The organism is Rhodanobacter sp. FDAARGOS 1247, assembly GCF_016889805.1.
Lineage (GTDB): Bacteria > Pseudomonadota > Gammaproteobacteria > Xanthomonadales > Rhodanobacteraceae > Rhodanobacter.
In genome coordinates this window covers 1,603,092-1,620,819 of record NZ_CP069535.1, presented here as the reverse complement: position 1 = coordinate 1,620,819, position 17,728 = coordinate 1,603,092, and the positions used below count along the sequence as shown (strand labels likewise).

Annotated in this window: 20 protein-coding genes; 6 read left to right on the top strand and 14 right to left on the bottom strand. The window is 68.5% G+C overall.

Annotation, left to right across the window (positions count from 1 at the left end):
* Window positions 1-161: 161 nt before the first annotated feature.
* The 13 genes from I6J77_RS07375 to I6J77_RS07315 form a co-directional block, all read right to left on the bottom strand.
* Window positions 162-1,115 (bottom strand): PIG-L deacetylase family protein, encoded by a 954-nt coding sequence (locus I6J77_RS07375; protein WP_204111131.1) that lies wholly within the window; start codon window positions 1,113-1,115, stop codon window positions 162-164.
* Entirely contained in the window at window positions 1,112-2,047 is a 936-nt protein-coding gene (holB, locus tag I6J77_RS07370; protein WP_204111130.1) for a DNA polymerase III subunit delta', read from the bottom strand. Before holB ends, I6J77_RS07375 begins: the two co-directional genes overlap by 4 nt.
* Window positions 2,044-2,682 carry a dTMP kinase gene (tmk, locus tag I6J77_RS07365; protein ID WP_204111129.1) on the bottom strand — a complete coding sequence of 213 codons (639 nt, stop codon included), beginning with the start codon at window positions 2,680-2,682 and terminating at the stop codon, window positions 2,044-2,046. The genes holB and tmk overlap by 4 nt, the downstream gene beginning before the upstream one ends.
* Window positions 2,679-3,713, bottom strand: a complete 1,035-nt coding sequence (mltG, locus tag I6J77_RS07360) for an endolytic transglycosylase MltG (protein ID WP_204111128.1) — start codon at window positions 3,711-3,713, stop codon at window positions 2,679-2,681. The genes tmk and mltG overlap by 4 nt, the downstream gene beginning before the upstream one ends.
* On the bottom strand, window positions 3,710-4,537 hold the full coding sequence (gene pabC, locus I6J77_RS07355; protein ID WP_204111127.1) for an aminodeoxychorismate lyase: 828 nt from the start codon (window positions 4,535-4,537) through the stop codon (window positions 3,710-3,712). Before pabC ends, mltG begins: the two co-directional genes overlap by 4 nt.
* The gene (locus I6J77_RS07350) at window positions 4,537-5,883 is read right to left on the bottom strand and encodes an aminodeoxychorismate synthase component I (RefSeq protein ID WP_204111126.1); all 1,347 of its coding nucleotides are present in this window, start codon (window positions 5,881-5,883) and stop codon (window positions 4,537-4,539) included. The genes pabC and I6J77_RS07350 overlap by 1 nt, the downstream gene beginning before the upstream one ends.
* A gap of 10 nt (window positions 5,884-5,893) precedes the next feature.
* Complete coding sequence (fabF, locus tag I6J77_RS07345; protein ID WP_204111125.1) at window positions 5,894-7,132, bottom strand: beta-ketoacyl-ACP synthase II; 1,239 nt, start codon at window positions 7,130-7,132, stop codon at window positions 5,894-5,896.
* A 242-nt stretch (window positions 7,133-7,374) separates the two neighbouring features.
* Window positions 7,375-7,614 carry an acyl carrier protein gene (gene acpP, locus I6J77_RS07340; protein ID WP_007805185.1) on the bottom strand — a complete coding sequence of 80 codons (240 nt, stop codon included), beginning with the start codon at window positions 7,612-7,614 and terminating at the stop codon, window positions 7,375-7,377.
* A gap of 197 nt (window positions 7,615-7,811) precedes the next feature.
* Entirely contained in the window at window positions 7,812-8,555 is a 744-nt protein-coding gene (fabG, locus tag I6J77_RS07335) for a 3-oxoacyl-ACP reductase FabG (protein ID WP_204111124.1), read from the bottom strand.
* Between the two features lie 39 nt (window positions 8,556-8,594).
* Window positions 8,595-9,542 (bottom strand): ACP S-malonyltransferase, encoded by a 948-nt coding sequence (gene fabD / locus I6J77_RS07330; RefSeq protein WP_204111123.1) that lies wholly within the window; start codon window positions 9,540-9,542, stop codon window positions 8,595-8,597.
* 145 nt (window positions 9,543-9,687) lie between these two features.
* Window positions 9,688-10,662: a beta-ketoacyl-ACP synthase III gene (locus tag I6J77_RS07325; RefSeq protein ID WP_056718829.1), complete on the bottom strand. Its 975-nt coding sequence runs from the start codon at window positions 10,660-10,662 to the stop codon at window positions 9,688-9,690.
* A 157-nt stretch (window positions 10,663-10,819) separates the two neighbouring features.
* On the bottom strand, window positions 10,820-11,014 hold the full coding sequence (rpmF, locus tag I6J77_RS07320) for a 50S ribosomal protein L32 (RefSeq protein ID WP_007081784.1): 195 nt from the start codon (window positions 11,012-11,014) through the stop codon (window positions 10,820-10,822).
* A 63-nt stretch (window positions 11,015-11,077) separates the two neighbouring features.
* Window positions 11,078-11,551: a DUF177 domain-containing protein gene (locus tag I6J77_RS07315; RefSeq protein WP_204111426.1), complete on the bottom strand. Its 474-nt coding sequence runs from the start codon at window positions 11,549-11,551 to the stop codon at window positions 11,078-11,080.
* A 182-nt stretch (window positions 11,552-11,733) separates the two neighbouring features.
* Here I6J77_RS07315 and I6J77_RS07310 point away from each other — a divergent pair, with 182 nt between their 5' ends.
* The 6 genes from I6J77_RS07310 (at window position 11,734) to I6J77_RS07285 (ending at window position 17,335) form a co-directional block, all read left to right on the top strand.
* Window positions 11,734-12,189, top strand: a complete 456-nt coding sequence (locus I6J77_RS07310) for a hypothetical protein (RefSeq protein ID WP_204111122.1) — start codon at window positions 11,734-11,736, stop codon at window positions 12,187-12,189.
* Entirely contained in the window at window positions 12,186-12,782 is a 597-nt protein-coding gene (locus I6J77_RS07305; RefSeq protein WP_204111121.1) for a nucleoside triphosphate pyrophosphatase, read from the top strand. Before I6J77_RS07310 ends, I6J77_RS07305 begins: the two co-directional genes overlap by 4 nt.
* A 70-nt stretch (window positions 12,783-12,852) precedes the next feature.
* Window positions 12,853-13,794 (top strand): MoxR family ATPase, encoded by a 942-nt coding sequence (locus I6J77_RS07300; RefSeq protein ID WP_056765909.1) that lies wholly within the window; start codon window positions 12,853-12,855, stop codon window positions 13,792-13,794.
* On the top strand, window positions 13,794-14,747 hold the full coding sequence (locus tag I6J77_RS07295; protein ID WP_204111120.1) for a DUF58 domain-containing protein: 954 nt from the start codon (window positions 13,794-13,796) through the stop codon (window positions 14,745-14,747). Before I6J77_RS07300 ends, I6J77_RS07295 begins: the two co-directional genes overlap by 1 nt.
* Complete coding sequence (locus I6J77_RS07290; protein ID WP_204111119.1) at window positions 14,744-16,708, top strand: DUF3488 and transglutaminase-like domain-containing protein; 1,965 nt, start codon at window positions 14,744-14,746, stop codon at window positions 16,706-16,708. The genes I6J77_RS07295 and I6J77_RS07290 overlap by 4 nt, the downstream gene beginning before the upstream one ends.
* Window positions 16,709-16,756: 48 nt before the next feature.
* Complete coding sequence (locus I6J77_RS07285; RefSeq protein WP_056718823.1) at window positions 16,757-17,335, top strand: Slp family lipoprotein; 579 nt, start codon at window positions 16,757-16,759, stop codon at window positions 17,333-17,335.
* A gap of 48 nt (window positions 17,336-17,383) precedes the next feature.
* On the opposite strand, the gene I6J77_RS07280 is transcribed toward I6J77_RS07285, so the two are convergent.
* Window positions 17,384-17,728, bottom strand: coding sequence for a histidine triad nucleotide-binding protein (locus I6J77_RS07280; RefSeq protein WP_056765901.1), 345 nt, complete (start codon window positions 17,726-17,728; stop codon window positions 17,384-17,386).

The window sequence follows — 17,728 nt, the reverse complement described above, 5'->3', positions numbered from 1 at the left end:
TGACGTCTGCCCTTCCAGGCAGCTGCTGGAACCACTGGAATTGCCGTCACCGGATTGCGTGACCGGACGTGATGACGGGCCAGGCCACCGTCATCTTCCCCCTGCCTCAAGCTAGCCCGGTCAACCGGGGCGCGCAAGAGCCGTCCTGCACGGGCAGCCGCTCAGGAAAGTTCGCACCAGCCCCAGTGATCGAAAATCCACGGCGTGGGCAAGGCCAGGGTCAGGCGCGCGAAGACCGGCGCCTGCCGCGCCACGGCGGAGGGCAACAGGCGCCAGCTTCCGGCACCGTCGCGTTGCAGCGGCGCCTGTGCCCAGCGCCAGCGTTCCACCCCCGCGGCACTGACCACGCTGAGCCGCAGCCACGGGTTCAACCAGGCTGGCGGCCGCCAGGGCAAGGCCGCCAGTGGCGGGGCTGGCCAGGCCCAGCACTCCGGTCGGCCGGCCAGATGCCGCATGCGCGTGCCGCTGAGTGCCATCTGGCTGCGATGCGCCTCCAGCGCAGCGAGCTTGCGGGCGAGCTGCAAGGTGCTGCCGGCCACTTCGAAGGACTCGTCGCCACGCTCCCCGTGCACCAGGTAGCCCAGCAAGGGCGCCGGGTCGGCCTGCCCGGCCAGGGCCAGGCGCACCAGCACGTGCGCCGAGCCATGATCCGGATGATGGTCGGACAGCGCCGGCGCCAGCACCAGGCTGGGGCGAAACGCATCGATGGCCGCCGCCAGCGTCGCCACGGAGGCCTCGGGCGACTGCAACAGCAGCTCGGTCAGTCCCATGTCCGGCCAGCCCAGCGACTGCAGGCTCGAATCAGCCAGGCCAAGCTGCTGCAGCGCCTGCAACATCTCGCCACGACGGCGCTGGCCCCAGCGCCTGCGATCGTCGGCGCCGATGCGGATGCGCCGCTCCAGCCAGCGCTGCGGCCAGGGATTGTTGTCGCCGGCCGTGAGCAGCAGGATGCGCACCTCGCCGCCTGCCGCACGCACCCGCTGGATCAGCAGGCCGGTGGCGATGGTTTCGTCATCCGGATGCGGCGCGACCACCAGCAACCGGGTCTGCCCGGAAAACTCTGGCAGGCCATCCATCGCCGCCGACGTCAGCGAGATGCCGCCAGCCGGGGTCATCGCCACTGCGCGAGGAGTTCGAGCAGCAACAGGTCGCCACGGAGCGGCCCGCGCAAGGCCTCGCGGGTACGATTGACCGCGTCATACCAGTGCGCCAGCGCCTCGACGTCCATGGCGCTGGCCAACGGAGCGGCACTGGCTGATGAACGCGCGCGGATCTCGTCCGCGGTGGCCTGGGCGGCGAACCACAGCCGCTGCGCCGGCTCGTTGTCCAGCCAGCGCTTGACGACCTCGATGGGCTGTCCTCGGCCGGCGGCCAGCGCCGCCAGGTCCTTGCGCACTTCCTGCCGGCGCTCCAGCGCGCCCTCGCCGGCCCAGGCCCGGGCCAGGCCGGGATTGCCGGCAGCCGCCGCCAGCGCCTCCGCCGGATGGCGCACGCCTTCGTCCTGCAGCCAGGCCAGCGCATCGGCTTCGGCCGGAAGCTGGAATTCGACCCGCTGGCAGCGACTGCGAATCGTCTGCGGCAGGCGCCAGGGCGCATCGGCCAGCAGTATCAGCATGGTCTGCGCGGCCGGCTCCTCCAGCGTCTTCAGCAGCGCATTGGCGGCAGCCGCGTTCATCGCGTCGGCAGGGTCGATGACCGCCACCTGCCAGCCGCCGAACTGGCTGTTCATCGCCAGCCGCGCGGACAGATCGCGGATCTGGTCGACCACGATCTCGCTGCGCTGCACGCCATCCTTGCGCAGCCCGAAACTCAAGGTGACCAGGTCCGGATGGGAACCGGCGGCGATCAGCAGGCAGCTGCGGCAATGGCCGCAGGGCTCGCCGTCCACCGGCTCACTGCACAGCAGCCCCTGCATGAAATGCTGGACGAACGCGCGCTTGCCCAGGCCGGCGGCGCCGCAGACCAGCAGGGCGTGCGCCAGTGCCCCGCGCTGGCGACTCGCCTGCAGCCGCGCCCAGTGCGGAACCTGCCAGGGCAGCACGCTCATGCCTGCGCCCCGGCCAGCAGGTCTTCCACTGCCATCGTGGCGGCAGCCAGCACCTGGGCCGGCGACTGACCGGCGTCGAGCGTCCGGAACCGTTCGGGTTCGGCCGCGGCACGCTCGCGATAACGGGCACGCACGCGCTCGAAAAAGGCATCCGCCTCGACCTCGATGCGGTCGGCGTCGCCGCGTCCGGCGGCGCGCGCCCGCCCGGTGGCCACCGGCAGGTCGAGCAGCAGGGTCAGGTCCGGCTGCACGCCCATGCAGGCCCAGCGTTCCAGCTCCGCGATGCGTTCGGTCGGCTGGCCGCGACCGCCACCCTGGTAGGCATGGCTGGCATCGGCGTAGCGGTCACACAGCACCCAGCGCCCCGCCGCCAGGGCCGGCTCGATCACCTCGCGCACTAGTTGCGCACGCGCGGCGAACATCAGCAGCAGTTCGGTTTCCGCGGCCATGCCGCGCTGGGCCGGATCGAGCACGATGGCACGCACGGCCTCGCCCACGGTGGTTCCACCGGGCTCGCGCGTCTGCACCAGCGACACGCCGTTTCGTTCGATGTGTTCGCGCAGGCCGGCCAGCAAGGTGCTCTTGCCCGCGCCCTCGCCGCCTTCGAGGCTGATGAACTTCCCTCGCGCGATCATCGGCAACGCTTCCGCTGGTAACAGTCGACATTGCGATTGTGTTCTTCCAGCGAGCGCGCAAACACATGGCCGCCATCGCCACGCGCCACGAAATACAGCGCATCGCCGGCGGCCGGATGCAGGGCCGCGACCAGCGCGGGCCTGCCGGGCAAGGCGATCGGCGTCGGCGGCAAGCCGGCCCGGGTATAGGTGTTGAACGGCGTGTCGGTGGTCAGGTCGCTCTTGCGGATATTGCCGGCGTAGTTCGCACCCATGCCGTAGATCACGCTGGGGTCGGTCTGCAGCAGCATGTGGTTCTGCAGCCGCCGCACGAACACCCCGGCGATCTGCGCCCGCTCGACGGGAAGGCCGGTTTCCTTTTCCACGATCGAGGCCAGGATCAGCGCCTCGTACGGCGTGGCCAGCGGCAGGTCCGGCGCGCGGCCCGGCCACAATTCATCCAGCGTCTTCACCATCGCGGCGTGCGCACGGCGCAGGATGTCCAGATCGCTGTCGCCCTTCACATAGGCATAGGTCTCGGGCAGGAAACGCCCTTCCGGCGCCTCGCCGCCCGCACCGATCTTCTGCATCACGGCGGCGTCATCCAGGTTGGCGCTGTCGTGCTGCAGCTTCTCCGCCCTGGCCAGCGCCTGGCGCAGCTCGGCAAAGGTCCAGCCGTCGACGATGGTGAAATTGCGCTGCAGCACCCGACCTGCCGCCATGTTGGCCAGCAGCTGGCGCGGCGTGATGCCCGGCTCGAGCGCGTACTCGCCGGCATGCAGCTTGCCGGCCACCCGCATCTGCGCCGCCAGCGCCCGCCAGTACAGCGGGTTGGCCGTGCTCAGGCCCTGCCGGCGCAGGTCGGCGACGATGTCCCTGAAGCTGCTGCCCCGGGCCACCTCGATGCTGCCACCGCCGGCCGCCACGGTCAGCGGCGTCGAATTGAACCGCGTATAGGCGTTGCCGAGATAGAACACGGCGCCGGCCGCCGCCAGCAACAGGAGCACCAGCAGCTTGAGCCATGCGCGGCCGCGCACCCGTTTGTCACTCATCCAGCCTGCTCCATCGTGAAACCCAGATCCTGCCAATGCTGCTGCAACCGGCGCGTGAGTGCACCGGGCCGATGGTCGCGCCCATCGAGCGAACGCACCGGCGCGATGCCGCGCACGCTCGAACTGAGGAACAACTCGTCCGCCGCGTGCAGCATCGCCAGCGTCATGTCACCCACTCGCGCCGCGGGACAGCACGCCAGCACCTCGGCTCGCGCCACCCCGGCCACGCCGCAACGGTCCAGCGATGGCGTCAGCAACTGACCATCGATCACCGCAAACAGATTGGCCATGGTCGCCGAAATCACCCGCTCGTGGCTATCCAGCAGGACGCCTTCGGCGATCGCCGGATCATCCCACTCGGCCCGCGCCATGACCTGCTCCAGCCGGTTCAGATGCTTGATGCCGGCCAGCAGGGGCTGTTCCGCCAGGCGGATGGCGCAGACGCGCATGCGCACGCCTTCCGCATACACGTCCCGATCCACTTGCGGTGGTGCGAATGCAGCCACCACGCGGGTGGGTTGCACGTGGACCGGCAGCGCGTAGCCGCGCTCACCCTGGCCGCGGCTGAGCGTGATGCGGACCACCGACTGCGGCATGCCGGCGCTGACCTGCAACGCCTCGCGCCAAAGTTGCTGCGGGTCGGCCGCGGGAATCCGCAGGCGCGCGCAGCCATCGGCCAGTCGTTGCATGTGACGCGACCACAGGGGCGCGACGCCGCCGACCAGGCGAATGCTTTCGAACAAGCCGTCACCGTAGGCCAGGCCACGATCCAGCACCGAAACCTGCTGCGCCGCTTCGCCGTCGACCAGGATGCGCGCAGGCATCAGTCCGGCACTCCCAGCGCGCGCAGCAGCCCGCGCGCCTTGGCACGGGTTTCCGCCAGCTCGCTGGCCGCCACCGAATCGGCCACGATGCCGGCGCCGGCGCGCAGGCTCACTTCGTTGCCCAGCAGGGTCAGCGTGCGGATCAGGATGTTCAAGTCGAGCTCACCGTTGCGATCGAGATAACCCAGCGCGCCGGTATAGGCGCCGCGTGGCGCGTCTTCCAGCGCCGCGATGATTTCCATGCAGCGCACCTTGGGACAACCGGTGATGGTGCCGCCCGGGAAAGTGGCGGCAATCACCTCGCCGGGCGTCACCTCGCTGCGCAGTCGCCCGCGTACATTGGAGACGATGTGGTGAACGTGGGCGTAACTCTCCACCACCATCAGCTCGTCGACCGCGACCGTGCCCGGCACGCAGACCCGACCCAGGTCGTTGCGCTCCAGGTCGATCAGCATCACGTGTTCGGCGCGCTCCTTCGGATGCGCGCTGAGCTCGCGGATGCGCGCCGCATCGTCGTCACCGGGCACGCGCGGGCGGGTGCCGGCGATCGGCCGGGTCTGCGCCACGCCGCCGCGCACTTCGACCAGCCGTTCCGGCGACGAGCTGACCACCGCCCAGCCAGGCTGCTGCAGCAGGCCAGCAAACGGCGCCGGGTTGGCACGGCGCAATACCGCGTAGAGCGAGGCCGCGGTGGGCGCCGGCACATAACGGGCGCGCCACGCGCGCGACAGGTTCACCTGGAAGATGTCGCCGGCATGGAGATGCTCGTGGATACGCGCCACGCCATCGAGGAAATGTTCCGGCGCGTCCTCGTCCCAACCGCACGGCCCGGCCAGCAGCGGAATCGAGGATTCCGCGCCAAGATCCGCTTCGAGCCGGTCGAGAAGATCCTCCCGCCCCGCCTCGGCGACCAGGATCGTGCAGTCACGTGCATGGTCGACGATCACCGCCGCCGGGCAGCGCAGCGCCAGCGCCAGGGGTAGCTCGGCGGGTGGGCGCAGGCGCAGCCCCGGCTCGATTTCGCCGGCCAGTTCATAGGCCAGCAGCAGCACCCAGCCGCCATGGAACGGCAGGTCGTCGTCCGCGGGCGGCAGGCGGGCGGCGCGCCAAGCCTCATCCAGCGCGTCGAGGAAGCGCCCTTCCCGCTGCCGTCCGTCGTGGTCGCGCAGGCTCCCGTCCGCGTGCAGGCTCAGCGAGTCTTCGGGAAATCCGAACAGGATGTCGTAGCGCGACTGCGCGGTGCCATGCACCACGCTTTCCAGCAGGCAGGGATAGCGCGCGGGAAATGAAGCGGCCGGCGCGAGCAGGTCGCGCCGGCCGGCCAGGATGCGGCGATGGCAGGTCACGCGTGGCGCGTCAGACGCGACGGAAGGCCAGCGTGCCGTTGGTGCCGCCAAAGCCGAACGAGTTGGAGATCGCCACGTCGAACTTCGCCTCGCGCGCGGTGTTCGGCACGAAGTCGAGATCGCAACCTTCGCCGGGATTGTCCAGGTTGATCGTTGGCGGCAGCACCTGGTCGCGCAGCGCCAGGATGGTGAAGATCGCCTCGACGCCGCCGGCCGCACCCAGCAGGTGGCCGGTGGTCGACTTGGTCGAGCTCATCGCCAGCTTGTGGGCGTGGTCGCCGAACACCTTCTTCGCCGCCATCACCTCGCCCAGGTCGCCCAGCGGCGTGGACGTGCCATGCGCATTGACGTACTGCACCTCGGCCGGGTTCAGGCGTGCATCGTCCAGCGCCGTCTGCATGCAGCGCGCCGCGCCTTCGCCGCCCTCGCTGGGTGCGGTCATGTGGTACGCGTCGCCACTCATGCCGAAACCGACCAGCTCGGCGTAGATGCGGGCACCGCGGGCCTTGGCGTGTTCGTACTCTTCCAGCATCAGCACGCCGGAACCGTCGGACAGCACGAAGCCGTCGCGGTCCTTGTCCCACGGACGGCTGGCCCTGGTCGGCTCGTCGTTGCGGGTGGACATGGCCTTGGCCGAGCAGAAGCCGGCCATCGCGGTACCGGTGGTGGCGAACTCGGCGCCGCCGGCGATCATCGCGTCGGCATCGCCGTACTGGATCATCCGCGCGGCCAGGCCGATGTTGTGGGTGCCGGTGGTGCACGCCGTCACGCAGGCGATGTTCGGGCCTTTCAGGCCGAACATGATCGACAGCTGGCCCGAGACCATGTTGATGATCGAGCTGGGCACGTAGAACGGCGAGACGCGGCGCGGGCCCTTGGCGGCCAGCTCCAGTGCGGTCGCCTCGATCGTGTACAGGCCGCCGATGCCGGCGCCCACCGCCACGCCGATGCGCGGCGCATTCGCCTCGGTCACTTCCAGCCCGGAGTCGCGCAAGGCCTGGGTGCCGGCAGCCACGCCATAGTGGATGAACGGGTCCATCTTCTTGACGTCTTTCGCCGCCATCCAGTCAGCCGGATCGAAGCCGCTGACCTGGCCGGCAATGCGCGTGGAATAAGCGGAGGTGTCGAAATGCGTGACCGGGCCGATCCCGCTGACGCCCTGGACGACGCGATCCCAGGCGCTGGCGATGTCGTTGCCGACCGGCGAGATGATGCCCATGCCGGTCACTACCACACGTCGCTTGCTCATGCTGATTTCCTTACGTGATTGCGCGGATCTGCCGCTGCCGACAGCGCAGGTAAAGCCATGACTCGTCCGATCCGCGATTCATCCGGGCCGCCGGACTCCCCGGCGACCATACGGGATCGGACGTTACAAAATGCAGAAACGAAAACTGCGCCAAGATGGCGCAGCCTTCGGTACCGCCGTGTGAACGAACCGGCCCGCACCAGGCGAGCCCATCCGCTCAACGGCGGTCAATTCACTGCCGATCAATCCTTGGAGTGGGCCTTGATGTAATCGACGGCCTGCTGCACGGTGGTGATCTTCTCGGCATCTTCATCCGGAATCTCGGTCTCGAATTCTTCTTCGAGTGCCATCACCAGTTCCACCGTGTCCAGCGAATCTGCGCCCAGGTCGTCAACGAACGAAGCGTTCGCCGTGACTTCATCTTCCTTCACGCCCAACTGCTCGATGACGATTTTCTTGACGCGCTCTTCGATGGTGCTCATGTTGCCCATACCTCTCAAGGAGTAATTGATTTGTCTGTGCCGGCTCAAAGCCTGCAAAAGGCCGGCGCATTGTAGTGGCTAAACCGCAAGGCTGCCACGATGGGCCGGCATCACGGGGGTCAGACCCCCGCTGACCGGCACGAAAGCGCAATTGTCGCCTAAAACGAAGCTGCTGGCGACAACTGCGTCAACCCACGCTACGGCATGTACATGCCGCCGTTGACGTGCAGTGTTTCTCCGGTGATGTAGGCGGCCGCCGGCGAGGCCAGGAAGCCCACCGCGCTGGCGATGTCCTTCGCCTCGCCCAGCCGCCCCAGCGCGATCTGCCCCAGCATCGCCTGTTTGGCGTCCTCGGGCAGTGCCCGGGTCATGTCGGTATCGATGAAGCCCGGCGCCACCACGTTGACGGTGATGCCGCGGCTGCCGATCTCGCGGGCCAGCGACTTGGAGAACGCGATGATGCCCGCCTTGGCCGCCGCATAATTGGCCTGGCCCGGATTGCCGGTGAGGCCGATCACCGAGGCGATCGAGATGATGCGACCCTTCTTCGCCTTCATCATGCCGCGCATCACCGCCTTCGAGGTGCGATAGACCGAGGTGAGGTTGGTGTCGATGATCGCCTGCCAGTCCTCTTCCTTCATGCGCATCAACAACTGGTCGCGGGTGATGCCCGCGTTGTTGACCAGGATCGAGACCGTGCCGAACTCCTTCGCGATCGCCTCGACCAGGCCCTCGACGGCCGCGCCGTCGGTGACGTCCAGCTTGCGGCCGTGACCGCCATGGGCGGCCATGCGCTCGCCGATGGCGGTGGCACCGCCGTCGCTGGTGGCCGTGCCGATGACGGTGGCGCCCATCGCCGCCAGTTCGTCCGCGATCGCCGCGCCGATGCCGCGACTGGCGCCGGTGACCAGCGCGATTTCACCTTGCAGTGGTTTGCTCATGAACAACGTTCCTTCGGAAATTCGATGATCGAGGGGCCGTCAGGCCCACTCGGCGAGTGCGGCATCGAGATCCGCCGGCGCGCCGATCGCGCGCGCCTCGATGCTCTTGTCGATGCGCTTGATCAGGCCGGCCAGCACCTTGCCCGGGCCGCATTCGGCGACGCGCGTGGCGCCACCGGCGGCCAGCGCCTGCACGCATTCGGTCCAGCGCACGGGCATGTACAGCTGGCGCTGCAACGCCCCGCGAATCTCCTCGATGCTGCCGTAGCTGCACGCCTCGGCATTCTGGATGACCGGCACCGAGGGCAGCTTCCAGTCGACCGTCGCCATCCGCTCGCCCAGCTTGTCGGCCGCTCCGCGCATCAGTGCGCAATGCGACGGCACCGACACCGCCAGCTTGATCGCCTTCTTCACGCCCAGCTCGGCCAGTCGCGCCAGCGTGCGATCGACCGCCTCGGCGTTGCCGGCGATCACCAGCTGGCCGGGCGAATTGAAATTCGCCGGCGCCACCACCTGGCCCTGCGCCACCTCGTCGCACACCGCCGCGATCTGCGCGTCGTCGCCGCCGAGGATCGCCGCCATCGCGCCGACGCCCGCCGGTACCGCGGCCTGCATCAGCCGGCCGCGTTCGGCCACCAGCGCGGCCGCGTCATGCAGGGAGATCGCTCCGGCGCAGACCAGCGCGCTGTACTCGCCCAGGCTGTGACCGGACAGGCGGGCCGGCTGCGCGCCGCCCAACTTCTGCCACACCCGCCACACCGCGACGCTGGCCGCGAGCAGCGCGGGCTGGGTGTTCTCGGTACGGTTGAGCTGATCTTCCGGACCCTGGGCGCTCAGGCTCCACAGATCGATACCGGCGCCTTGCGAAGCTTCGTCGAAGGCGGCCCGGACTTCACCGTGTGCGGCGGCCAGTTCGGCCAGCATGCCGACCGACTGCGAACCCTGGCCGGGAAAGACGAAAGCGAGCGAGGAAGCGGTTGAACTCATGGATGGGCGAATCCCGTCGACGAAAGCGAACATGGTGCCATGCATGGGCCGCCATACGCAGCTGTATTTCGCGAATCCGCCGGCATCGCAAAATGCGATGCCGCCCGAGGGCGGCATCGTGACCGGCATGGAAACGCTTGCCGTATCAGTAGCGCAGCAGCGCGGACGCCCAGGTGAAACCGCCGCCGAAGGCTTCCAGAAGCAGGTTCTGGCCACGCTGTACCTTGCCCGAGCGCACGGCGTAATCCAGCGCCAGCGGCACCGAGCCCGACGACGTGTTCGCGTGCTTGTCGACCGTGACGATGACGCGCTCCATCGACATGTTGAGGCGCTTGGCGGTCGCCTCGATGATGCGCAGGTTGGCCTGGTGCGGAATCAGCCAGTCGATCTGCGACTCGTTCATGCCGGCGGCGGCGAGGGTTTCCTCGACCAGCGAGTCCAGCGTCTTCACCGCGACCTTGAACACTTCGCGACCGGCCATGCGGATGCGCACGCCGTGGTTGGGCTCGTCCCTGAAACCGACGGAGACGCCCACCGGGTTGTACAGCAGCTCCTTGTGGCCGCCATCGGCATGCAGGCAGGTGGCATGGATGCCCGGCTCGCTCGACGCCTCCAGCACCACCGCGCCGGCGCCGTCGCCGAACAGCACGCAGGTCTCGCGCTCGGTCCAGTCGACCATGCGGGTCAGCGTTTCCGCGCCGATCACCAGGACCTTCTTCGACTGTCCGCTCTTGATGAACTTGTCGGCGATGCCCAGCGCGTAGACGAAGCCCGAGCACGCGGCATTGACGTCGAACGCGGCGCAGCCGTTGGCGCCCAGGCGATGCTGCACCAGGCAGGCGGTGGACGGGAAGATGATGTCCGGCGTGGTGGTGCCCAAGATGATCAGGTCAAGCTCGGACGCCTTGACGCCGGCTGCCTCCAGCGCCTGCTGCGCGGCACGGAAGGCCAGGTCGCCGGTGGTCTCGCCGTCGGCAGCAATATGACGCTGGCGGATGCCGGTGCGGCTGCGGATCCACTCGTCACTCGTCTCGACGATCTTTTCCAGGTCGGCGTTGGTTACCACGCGCTCCGGCAGCGCGCTGCCGGTGGCAATGATGCGGGAGTAGATCTGGGCCATTCAGCTGTCCATCAACGTAAACTTGGGATTGAACGCCTTGGGCGGCACCAGTGCAACCGCCGCGCCCGGCATCCGGCTGTCCAACAACGCAAAACGGCGCGTCACCGCGCCGTTTTGCCGATCAGGTCCGGAAACCCCGAGGGGCTCCCGAAGCAGATCAATCCTCGACCGACACCGCACCCTTGGTCTCGATCACCTTCTTGCCGCGGTAGTAACCATCCTTGGTGACGTGATGGCGCAGATGCACCTCGCCACTGGTCGGATCGGTCGACAGCTGCACGGTCTTCAGCGAATCGTGCGAGCGGCGCATGCCGCGGGTGGACGGGGTACGGCGGCTCTTGGCAACTGCCATGGTAGTTCTCCAACGGAAACTTGATGATCTGTGACTTGATGACCCGATGACTCGGGTCGGCGTTTACTTCTTCAGTTCGCGCAACACCGCGAACGGATTTTCCGACTGCCCTTCGCCGGAGGTCTCCGGTTCCTGGCTGATCGCTTCGTCGGGCAGGCTGCTGTCCGGATTGATCGGAATCAGCGGCAGCGCCAACAACAATTCGTCTTCTATCACATCCACCGGATTCAACCGGCCATCCTCGGCCACCAGCAGCGGCTCGCAATCGGGCGGCAATCCCGCCTCTTCGCGCTCCTGTCTGATCAGGCCGAGCCGCGTGTCCACCGTCACCGGCAAGTCGAACGGCTCCAGCGTGCGCTGGCATGTCACGCTCAGCGATCCGGTGGCGCGGACGTCGACATAGCTGATGCCCAGCTCGTCGCGCCCGAAATCCAGCTCGAAATGCACCGATCCAACGGTATCGGCCAACGCCTCGCACAGGCGTGGCATGGACGCCACAGGAAGCGTTCCCTCGAACGAACGCCGCGCCGAGACCATGCGCCAAGCGTCCACGGACTCTGGCAGTGTCACGGACATAATCGCGAAATGTTAGGTTCCAGACCGCCTGAAGTCAACTGGTGCGGCGCCCGGACCCCCGAAATGGGTGGCCGGCGGCGCATTTTGCCTGATTTGCCCCCGATGCGGCAGACTTGCTCTCCCTGTCGCCCGAGCCGCTGCCCTTGAACTCCTACCTCACCCTGGGCCTCGTCGCGCTGCTGGTGCTGCTGGTCGGCCTTGCCGCCAGCGCGCTGCTGCTGCGACGGCGCCAGAATTTGCGCGGCAGCAGCCTGAACAACCTGCTCGACCTGGCCGATCGCCTGGAAGCCGACCTGAAGACCTGCCGCGCCGGCCTGCAACAGGCGCATGCGGTGATGTCGCTGAACCCGGACCTGCCCGCCGCCAGCGAGCAGGAGGCCCGACATGCGGTCGACGCCGGCCTGCGCGCCCTGCTGCAGCAGCGCCTGTGGATCAGGGATCGCTCGCCGCATGCCAGCCAGCAGGAACTGGATGAGGCCGCCACCTCGATGCGCGATACACGCAGCCGCCTGCAACCGCTGCTGAAGGCACTCGACCAGGCGCAGACCGATCTCGACAGCGCCATGCGCGAGCATATCCGGCGCGAATCGGACCCATGATCCAGGCCGGCCCCTCACCCCGCATCGTATTGGCCTCGACCTCACGCTACCGCGCCGAACTGCTGCGCCGGCTGCTGCCGCAGTTCGAACAGGCCGCGCCGGGAACCGACGAGGTGGCACAGCCCGGCGAAGCGCCCGGGGCACGCGCCTTGCGCCTGGCCATCGCCAAGGCCGAGGCCGTGGCTGCGCTCCATCCGGACTCGCTGGTGATCGGTTCGGACCAGGTAGCCGCGCTGGACGACCGGCTGCTGGACAAGCCGGGCAGCCCGCAGAATGCCTGCGCGCAGCTCGCCGCCAGCTCGGGGCGCGAGGTGGTGTTCCATACCGCGCTGTGCGTGATCGACACCCGCCAGCATCGGCAGCACACCCATGTCGACCTGACCCGCGTGCGCTTCCGCCCGCTGCAGGCCGACGAAATCCTTCGTTACGTGGAACGCGAACAACCCCTGGATTGTGCCGGCAGCTTCAAGTGCGAAGGCCTCGGCATCAGCCTGTTCGAAACCATCGACAACCACGACCCCAGCGCACTGATCGGCCTGCCCCTGATCGCACTGGCGCGCCTGCTGCGCGAAGCCGGCGTCGCCCTGCCCTGAGGCCGGCCCGGAACATCCCTGCGGGGCGGCTACACTGGCACCCGTCACGCCAGCGAAGAACCCTGCCACGATGTCCGCCATGACCCAGCCCCACGAAGAATCCCTGCAGCAACGACTGGATGCCGCGATGGCCCAGGTCAACCTGGTGCTGCTCGGCAAGCCGCGGCAGGTGAAACTGGCCTTCGCCTGCCTGATCGCCGGCGGCCACCTGCTGCTGGAAGACGTGCCCGGCGTGGGCAAGACCACCCTGGCGCACGCACTGGCCGCCACCTTCGCGCTGGACTTCCAGCGCGTGCAGTTCACCAGCGACCTGCTGCCTTCGGACATCCTCGGGGTCAGCGTCTACGAACGCGAGACGGCGCAGTTCCGCTTCCACCCCGGCCCGATTTTCACCGGCCTGCTGCTGGCCGACGAGATCAACCGCGCCAGTCCGAAAACGCAAAGCGCCCTGCTGGAGGCGATGGCCGAAGGCCAGGTCACCGTGGACGGCCAGACCCACGCGCTGGCGCAGCCGTTCTTCGTGGTTGCCACGCAGAACCCGCTGGATCTGAACGGCACCTTCCCGTTGCCCGACTCCCAGCTCGACCGCTTCATGCTGCGCTTGTCGCTGGACTACCCCGACGCTGCCGCCGAACGGGCCCTGCTCGGCGGCAGCGACCGGCGCGACCTGCTGGCGCAGTTGCGCCCGAAGCTGGATGCGGCGGCGCTGATCGAGCTGCATCGGCAGTCGCAGTCGATCACCGCCAGCAATGCCCTGCTCGACTATCTGCAGGCCCTGCTGAGCGCCAGCCGCCGCCATGCCGACATTCGGGTGGGGCTGTCGCCACGCGCCGGCCTCGCCCTGCTGGGCGCGGCACGGGCATGGGCCCTGCTCCACCATCGCAACCATGTGCTGCCGGAAGACCTGCAGGCGCTGTTCGTCCCGCTGGCCGCCCACCGCCTGCTGCCGGCACGTGGCGCCCATGGCGACACGCTGGCGCGGCAGTTGCTGGCCGAGGTCGCGGTGGATTGATGCGCAGCGTGATGCAACGCCTGCAACGCTGGGCCGAAGGCCGGCTGCCCGCACTCACCCGCTATCGCCGCCCGGAAAGCCTGCCGATCGAACTGCACCGGCGCCGCATCTACATCGTGCCGACCGGTTTCGGCCTGGGCTTCTCCGTGCTGCTGCTGGTGATGCTCGCCGGCGCGCTGAACTACAGCAACAACGCCGCCCTGCTGCTGACCTGTCTGCTCGGCGCCGCCAGTGCGGCGAGCATGCTGGTGGCATTCCGCAACCTCGACGGCCTGCGCCTGGCACATGTCAGCCCCGGCCACGCGGTGGCCGGCGACCCGCTCACGCTCACCCTGGAATTCGACTCCGCCCGTCCGCGCCAGTCGATTCGCGTGGAGCTCGCCGACGGCACCATCGCCTTTGCGCTCGATGGTCGCAGCGGCACCGCGGTGCAACTTTCCCTGGCCACCGAAAAGCGTGGCTGGCAGGCGATGCCGCGCATGCGGGTATGGAGCAGCTGGCCGCTGGGCATGTTCCGCGCATGGAGCTGGCTGCGACCGGAGCAGGCCGTGCTGGTGTGGCCGCGCGCGGAGGATGCCGGCCCGCCGCCCCGCGCCCCGGCGGGTGATGCCCGCCACATGCGGCTGTACCGTGGCGACGAACTGGCCGCCTTGCGTGACTACCGGGTCGGCGACCCGCGCCGCCACATCGCCTGGAAAAGCAGTGCGCGCCACGAAAATCTGCTGGTCAAGGATTTCGAGCAGCCGCAAAGCCGCCCGCAATGGCAGCTCGACTGGCGCCAGCTTGGCGGCATGGAGAACGAGGCGCGCATCGCCCGCCTCGCCCGCTGGGTGGACGAGGCAGAGGCGCAGCGCTGCAGCTACAGCCTGTGGCTGCCTGGCGACGAGATCGCCAGCAGCAACGGGCCGCTGCACTACGCGCGCTGCATGAACGCGCTGGCGCAATTGCCATGAGCCGCCTGCGTGCCGCCACGCCCGTCCATCCCGTCGACGCCCGCGCCTTCGACCTGCTCAGCCTGACCCTGGCAATGGTGCTCGGCCTGCATGCCCTGCACATGCCGTGGTGGCTCGTGGCGGTGCTGGCCGTGGTGCTCGGCTGGCGCTGGTGGCAACGACGACAACGCGCCGGTCGCGTGCCGCGCTGGCTGAAGCTACCGATGCTGGCCTTGCTGACACTGGCGGTGGTCCTGCAGTACGGCAATGTTTTCGGCCGGGAACCCGGCACCGCGCTGGCGGTGGGCCTGCTGGTGCTGAAGCTGCTGGAGACCGAGACCATCCGCGACGCCCGGGTCGGCATCAGCTTCGCCTGCTTCGCCCTGATGGCGGCGCTGTTGTCGGGTCAGGGCATGGTCGCCACCGTCGCCGTCGCTCTCGGCCTGCTGCCTGCGCTGGCGACCTTGCGGGCACTGGAACCCGCACAGGCGACGGACAGCCTGCCGCGCTCGCTGCTGCCCGGCCTGGGGTTGATCGGCGCGGCATTGCCGCTGGCGCTGCTGGCCTTCCTGCTGGTTCCCCGACTCGACTCGCCGCTGTGGGGCGCACCCACGCCCGACCAGGCCAGCACCGGCCTGGCCGACAGCATGTCGCCGGGCAAGTTTGCCGAGCTGATGATGGACGACAGCCCAGCCATGCGGGTGACTTTCGATGGCGATCCGCCGGCCCGCGCCCAGCGCTATTTCCGCGCCTACGTCATGGCCCGCTACGACGGCTTCACCTGGACGTTCCGCGACCTCGCCGCGCTGGCGCCGTCGAAGCTGGAAGTCGCCGGCGCCACGAGCTATCACGTCAGCCTCGTCGCCAGCCACCAGAACGTGCTGCCCACCCTGGACGTGCCGATCGACCCGCCGGATGGTGCCCGCATGCGGGCCGACCGGGTGGTGGTCGCCGACAAGCCGGTCAACGACACGCTCCGCTACAGCCTGGGTTCGGCCACGCGTTATCGACTGGAACCGAAGCTGGGCCCACATCGGCGTCGCTGGCTGCAATTGCCCGACGGATTCAACCCGCGGGCGCTGGCGCTGGGACGGGAGTGGCGACAGAGTCACGGCGGCGACGACGGCGCCATCGTGCGCGCCGCGCTCGCGCTGTTCCACGACGGCGGCTTTCGCTACACGCTGGCTCCGGCACCGCTGGGGCGCAACGCCATGGACGACTTCCTGTTCGGCACCCGCGAAGGTTTCTGCGAACACTACGCCTCGTCCTTCACCGTGCTGATGCGGGCCGCCGGCATTCCAGCCCGGGTGGTCACCGGCTATCAGGGCGGATACTGGAACAAGGCCGCCAATTACCTGCTGGTGCGCAACTCCGACGCCCACGCCTGGAGCGAAGTGTGGCTGCCCGGTCGCGGCTGGGTGCGCGTCGACCCCACCGCCGCCGTGCGCCCGGAACGCGTGTCGCAAGGTGCAGCCGCCGCGGCCGGCGACCAGTTGGCCTGGTACCGCACCGACTGGCTGCAGGGTTTGCGCAACCGCTGGGACATTGTCAACCGCTGGTGGGATCAGGGCGTTATCGGGTTCGACGCCTTGCGCCAGCGCGGCCTGTTGCAGCCGTTCGGCATTCGCGATGTCGATACCGCGACACTGGGCTGGCTGCTGGCGATCAGCAACACGCTGTTTGTCGCGATCGGCCTGGTCTGGGCCCTGCGCCGGCGACAGCCGCGTGACCCGTTGCGCGGGGCCATGCGCGAGCTGGAACGCAAGCTGGCGCGCAAGGGCATCGTGCGCCGGCGCGGCGAAGGCCCGCAGGATTACCTGCGCCGCGCTGCCGATGCATTGCCTGATCGACGCGAGGAACTGGCCGAGCTGATGAGGAGTTATCTTGAGTTGCGCTACGCCCATGCCGAACCGCCAACTGAACCATTGCGCCGCTTCATCCGGTCGGTACGGGATTTCCGTATCGCCCGCGTGGTCAAATAGCCGTCGAATCGACGGCCGTCATCGCTGCCCCCGTTTGGAGATATCCCCATGTCCCTGTACCGCCCATTGACGCTCGCCGCAGCCCTGGCCTTGCTGGCAGGCTGCGCGACGATTCCGAAACCGCTGGAAGGCACCTATGCCGACGTGTCCACCGCAAGCGCACAGCAAGGCGGCGCCGGCGGCACGCACGTGCGCTGGGGCGGCGAAATCATCAAGACCGAGCCGGGTCCCCAGCAGACCTGCTTCTACCTGCTGTCCCGTCCGCTCGACAGCCAGGCGCGCCCCACGGCCGGCAGCAACGGCGAGAATCTCGGCCGCTTCGTGGCCTGCCGCAATGGCTTCTACGATCCGGAAGTGTTCGTTCGCGGCCGCGAGCTGACCGTCACCGGCACCCTGCACGGCACGGTGTCGCAGAAGGTCGGCGAGTTCGACTACGCCTACCCGCGGGTGGAGGCCGACGTGGTCTACCTGTGGCCGAAGCGGCCGGTGGTGGTGAACTATCCGCCGGGCTTCTATGACCCGTTCTGGGGTCCCGGCTTCGGTCCGTATTGGGGCGGTTATCCGTACGGCGGTTTCTATCCGCGCCGGGTGATCGTGGTGCGCCCGCCCCCGCCGCCGAAGAAATAAGCATCCAGAAAAACGCCGGCTCGCAGCCGGCGTTTTTTTGCTCCCATCTCAGCCCGGCGGCCAGTGCAGCCGGCGGCCGGCGAGCAGATGCACGTGCAGGTGGAAAACGGTCTGGCCGCCATCCTCGTTGCAATTGATCACGGTGCGATAGCCCTGCTCGGCAAAACCCTCCGACTTGGCGTAGCTCGCCGCCGCCAGCAGCAGCTTGCCGAGCAGTTCCGCATCGCCCGCCACCGCATCGTTGAGCGTGGCCAGCGGCTTCTTCGGAATGAACAGCACGTGCACCGCAGCCTGCGGATTGAGGTCGCGGAAGGCCAGCACCTCGTCATCCTCGTAGACGATGTCCGCCGGTATCTCGCGCCGGATGATCTTGCTGAAAATCGTGTCGCTCAT

Bases quoted from the DNA above. Each gene is read 5' to 3' on its own strand.
- acpP (WP_007805185.1), bottom strand. From the start codon at position 7,614: ATGAGCACCATCGAAGAGCGCGTCAAGAAAATCGTCATCGAGCAGTTG.
- fabD (WP_204111123.1), bottom strand. From the start codon at position 9,542: ATGAGTTCAACCGCTTCCTCGCTCGCTTTCGTCTTTCCCGGCCAGGGT.
- I6J77_RS07305 (WP_204111121.1), top strand. From the start codon at position 12,186: ATGATCCAGGCCGGCCCCTCACCCCGCATCGTATTGGCCTCGACCTCA.
- fabF (WP_204111125.1), bottom strand. From the start codon at position 7,132: ATGAGCAAGCGACGTGTGGTAGTGACCGGCATGGGCATCATCTCGCCG.
- I6J77_RS07280 (WP_056765901.1), bottom strand. From the start codon at position 17,728: ATGAGCGACACGATTTTCAGCAAGATCATCCGGCGCGAGATACCGGCG.
- holB (WP_204111130.1), bottom strand. From the start codon at position 2,047: ATGAGCGTGCTGCCCTGGCAGGTTCCGCACTGGGCGCGGCTGCAGGCG.
- tmk (WP_204111129.1), bottom strand. From the start codon at position 2,682: ATGATCGCGCGAGGGAAGTTCATCAGCCTCGAAGGCGGCGAGGGCGCG.
- I6J77_RS07295 (WP_204111120.1), top strand. From the start codon at position 13,794: ATGCGCAGCGTGATGCAACGCCTGCAACGCTGGGCCGAAGGCCGGCTG.
- I6J77_RS07285 (WP_056718823.1), top strand. From the start codon at position 16,757: ATGTCCCTGTACCGCCCATTGACGCTCGCCGCAGCCCTGGCCTTGCTG.
- I6J77_RS07375 (WP_204111131.1), bottom strand. From the start codon at position 1,115: ATGACCCCGGCTGGCGGCATCTCGCTGACGTCGGCGGCGATGGATGGC.
- I6J77_RS07325 (WP_056718829.1), bottom strand. From the start codon at position 10,662: ATGGCCCAGATCTACTCCCGCATCATTGCCACCGGCAGCGCGCTGCCG.
- I6J77_RS07315 (WP_204111426.1), bottom strand. From the start codon at position 11,551: ATGGTCTCGGCGCGGCGTTCGTTCGAGGGAACGCTTCCTGTGGCGTCC.
- rpmF (WP_007081784.1), bottom strand. From the start codon at position 11,014: ATGGCAGTTGCCAAGAGCCGCCGTACCCCGTCCACCCGCGGCATGCGC.
- fabG (WP_204111124.1), bottom strand. From the start codon at position 8,555: ATGAGCAAACCACTGCAAGGTGAAATCGCGCTGGTCACCGGCGCCAGT.
- I6J77_RS07290 (WP_204111119.1), top strand. From the start codon at position 14,744: ATGAGCCGCCTGCGTGCCGCCACGCCCGTCCATCCCGTCGACGCCCGC.
- mltG (WP_204111128.1), bottom strand. From the start codon at position 3,713: ATGAGTGACAAACGGGTGCGCGGCCGCGCATGGCTCAAGCTGCTGGTG.
- pabC (WP_204111127.1), bottom strand. From the start codon at position 4,537: ATGCCTGCGCGCATCCTGGTCGACGGCGAAGCGGCGCAGCAGGTTTCG.
- I6J77_RS07300 (WP_056765909.1), top strand. From the start codon at position 12,853: ATGTCCGCCATGACCCAGCCCCACGAAGAATCCCTGCAGCAACGACTG.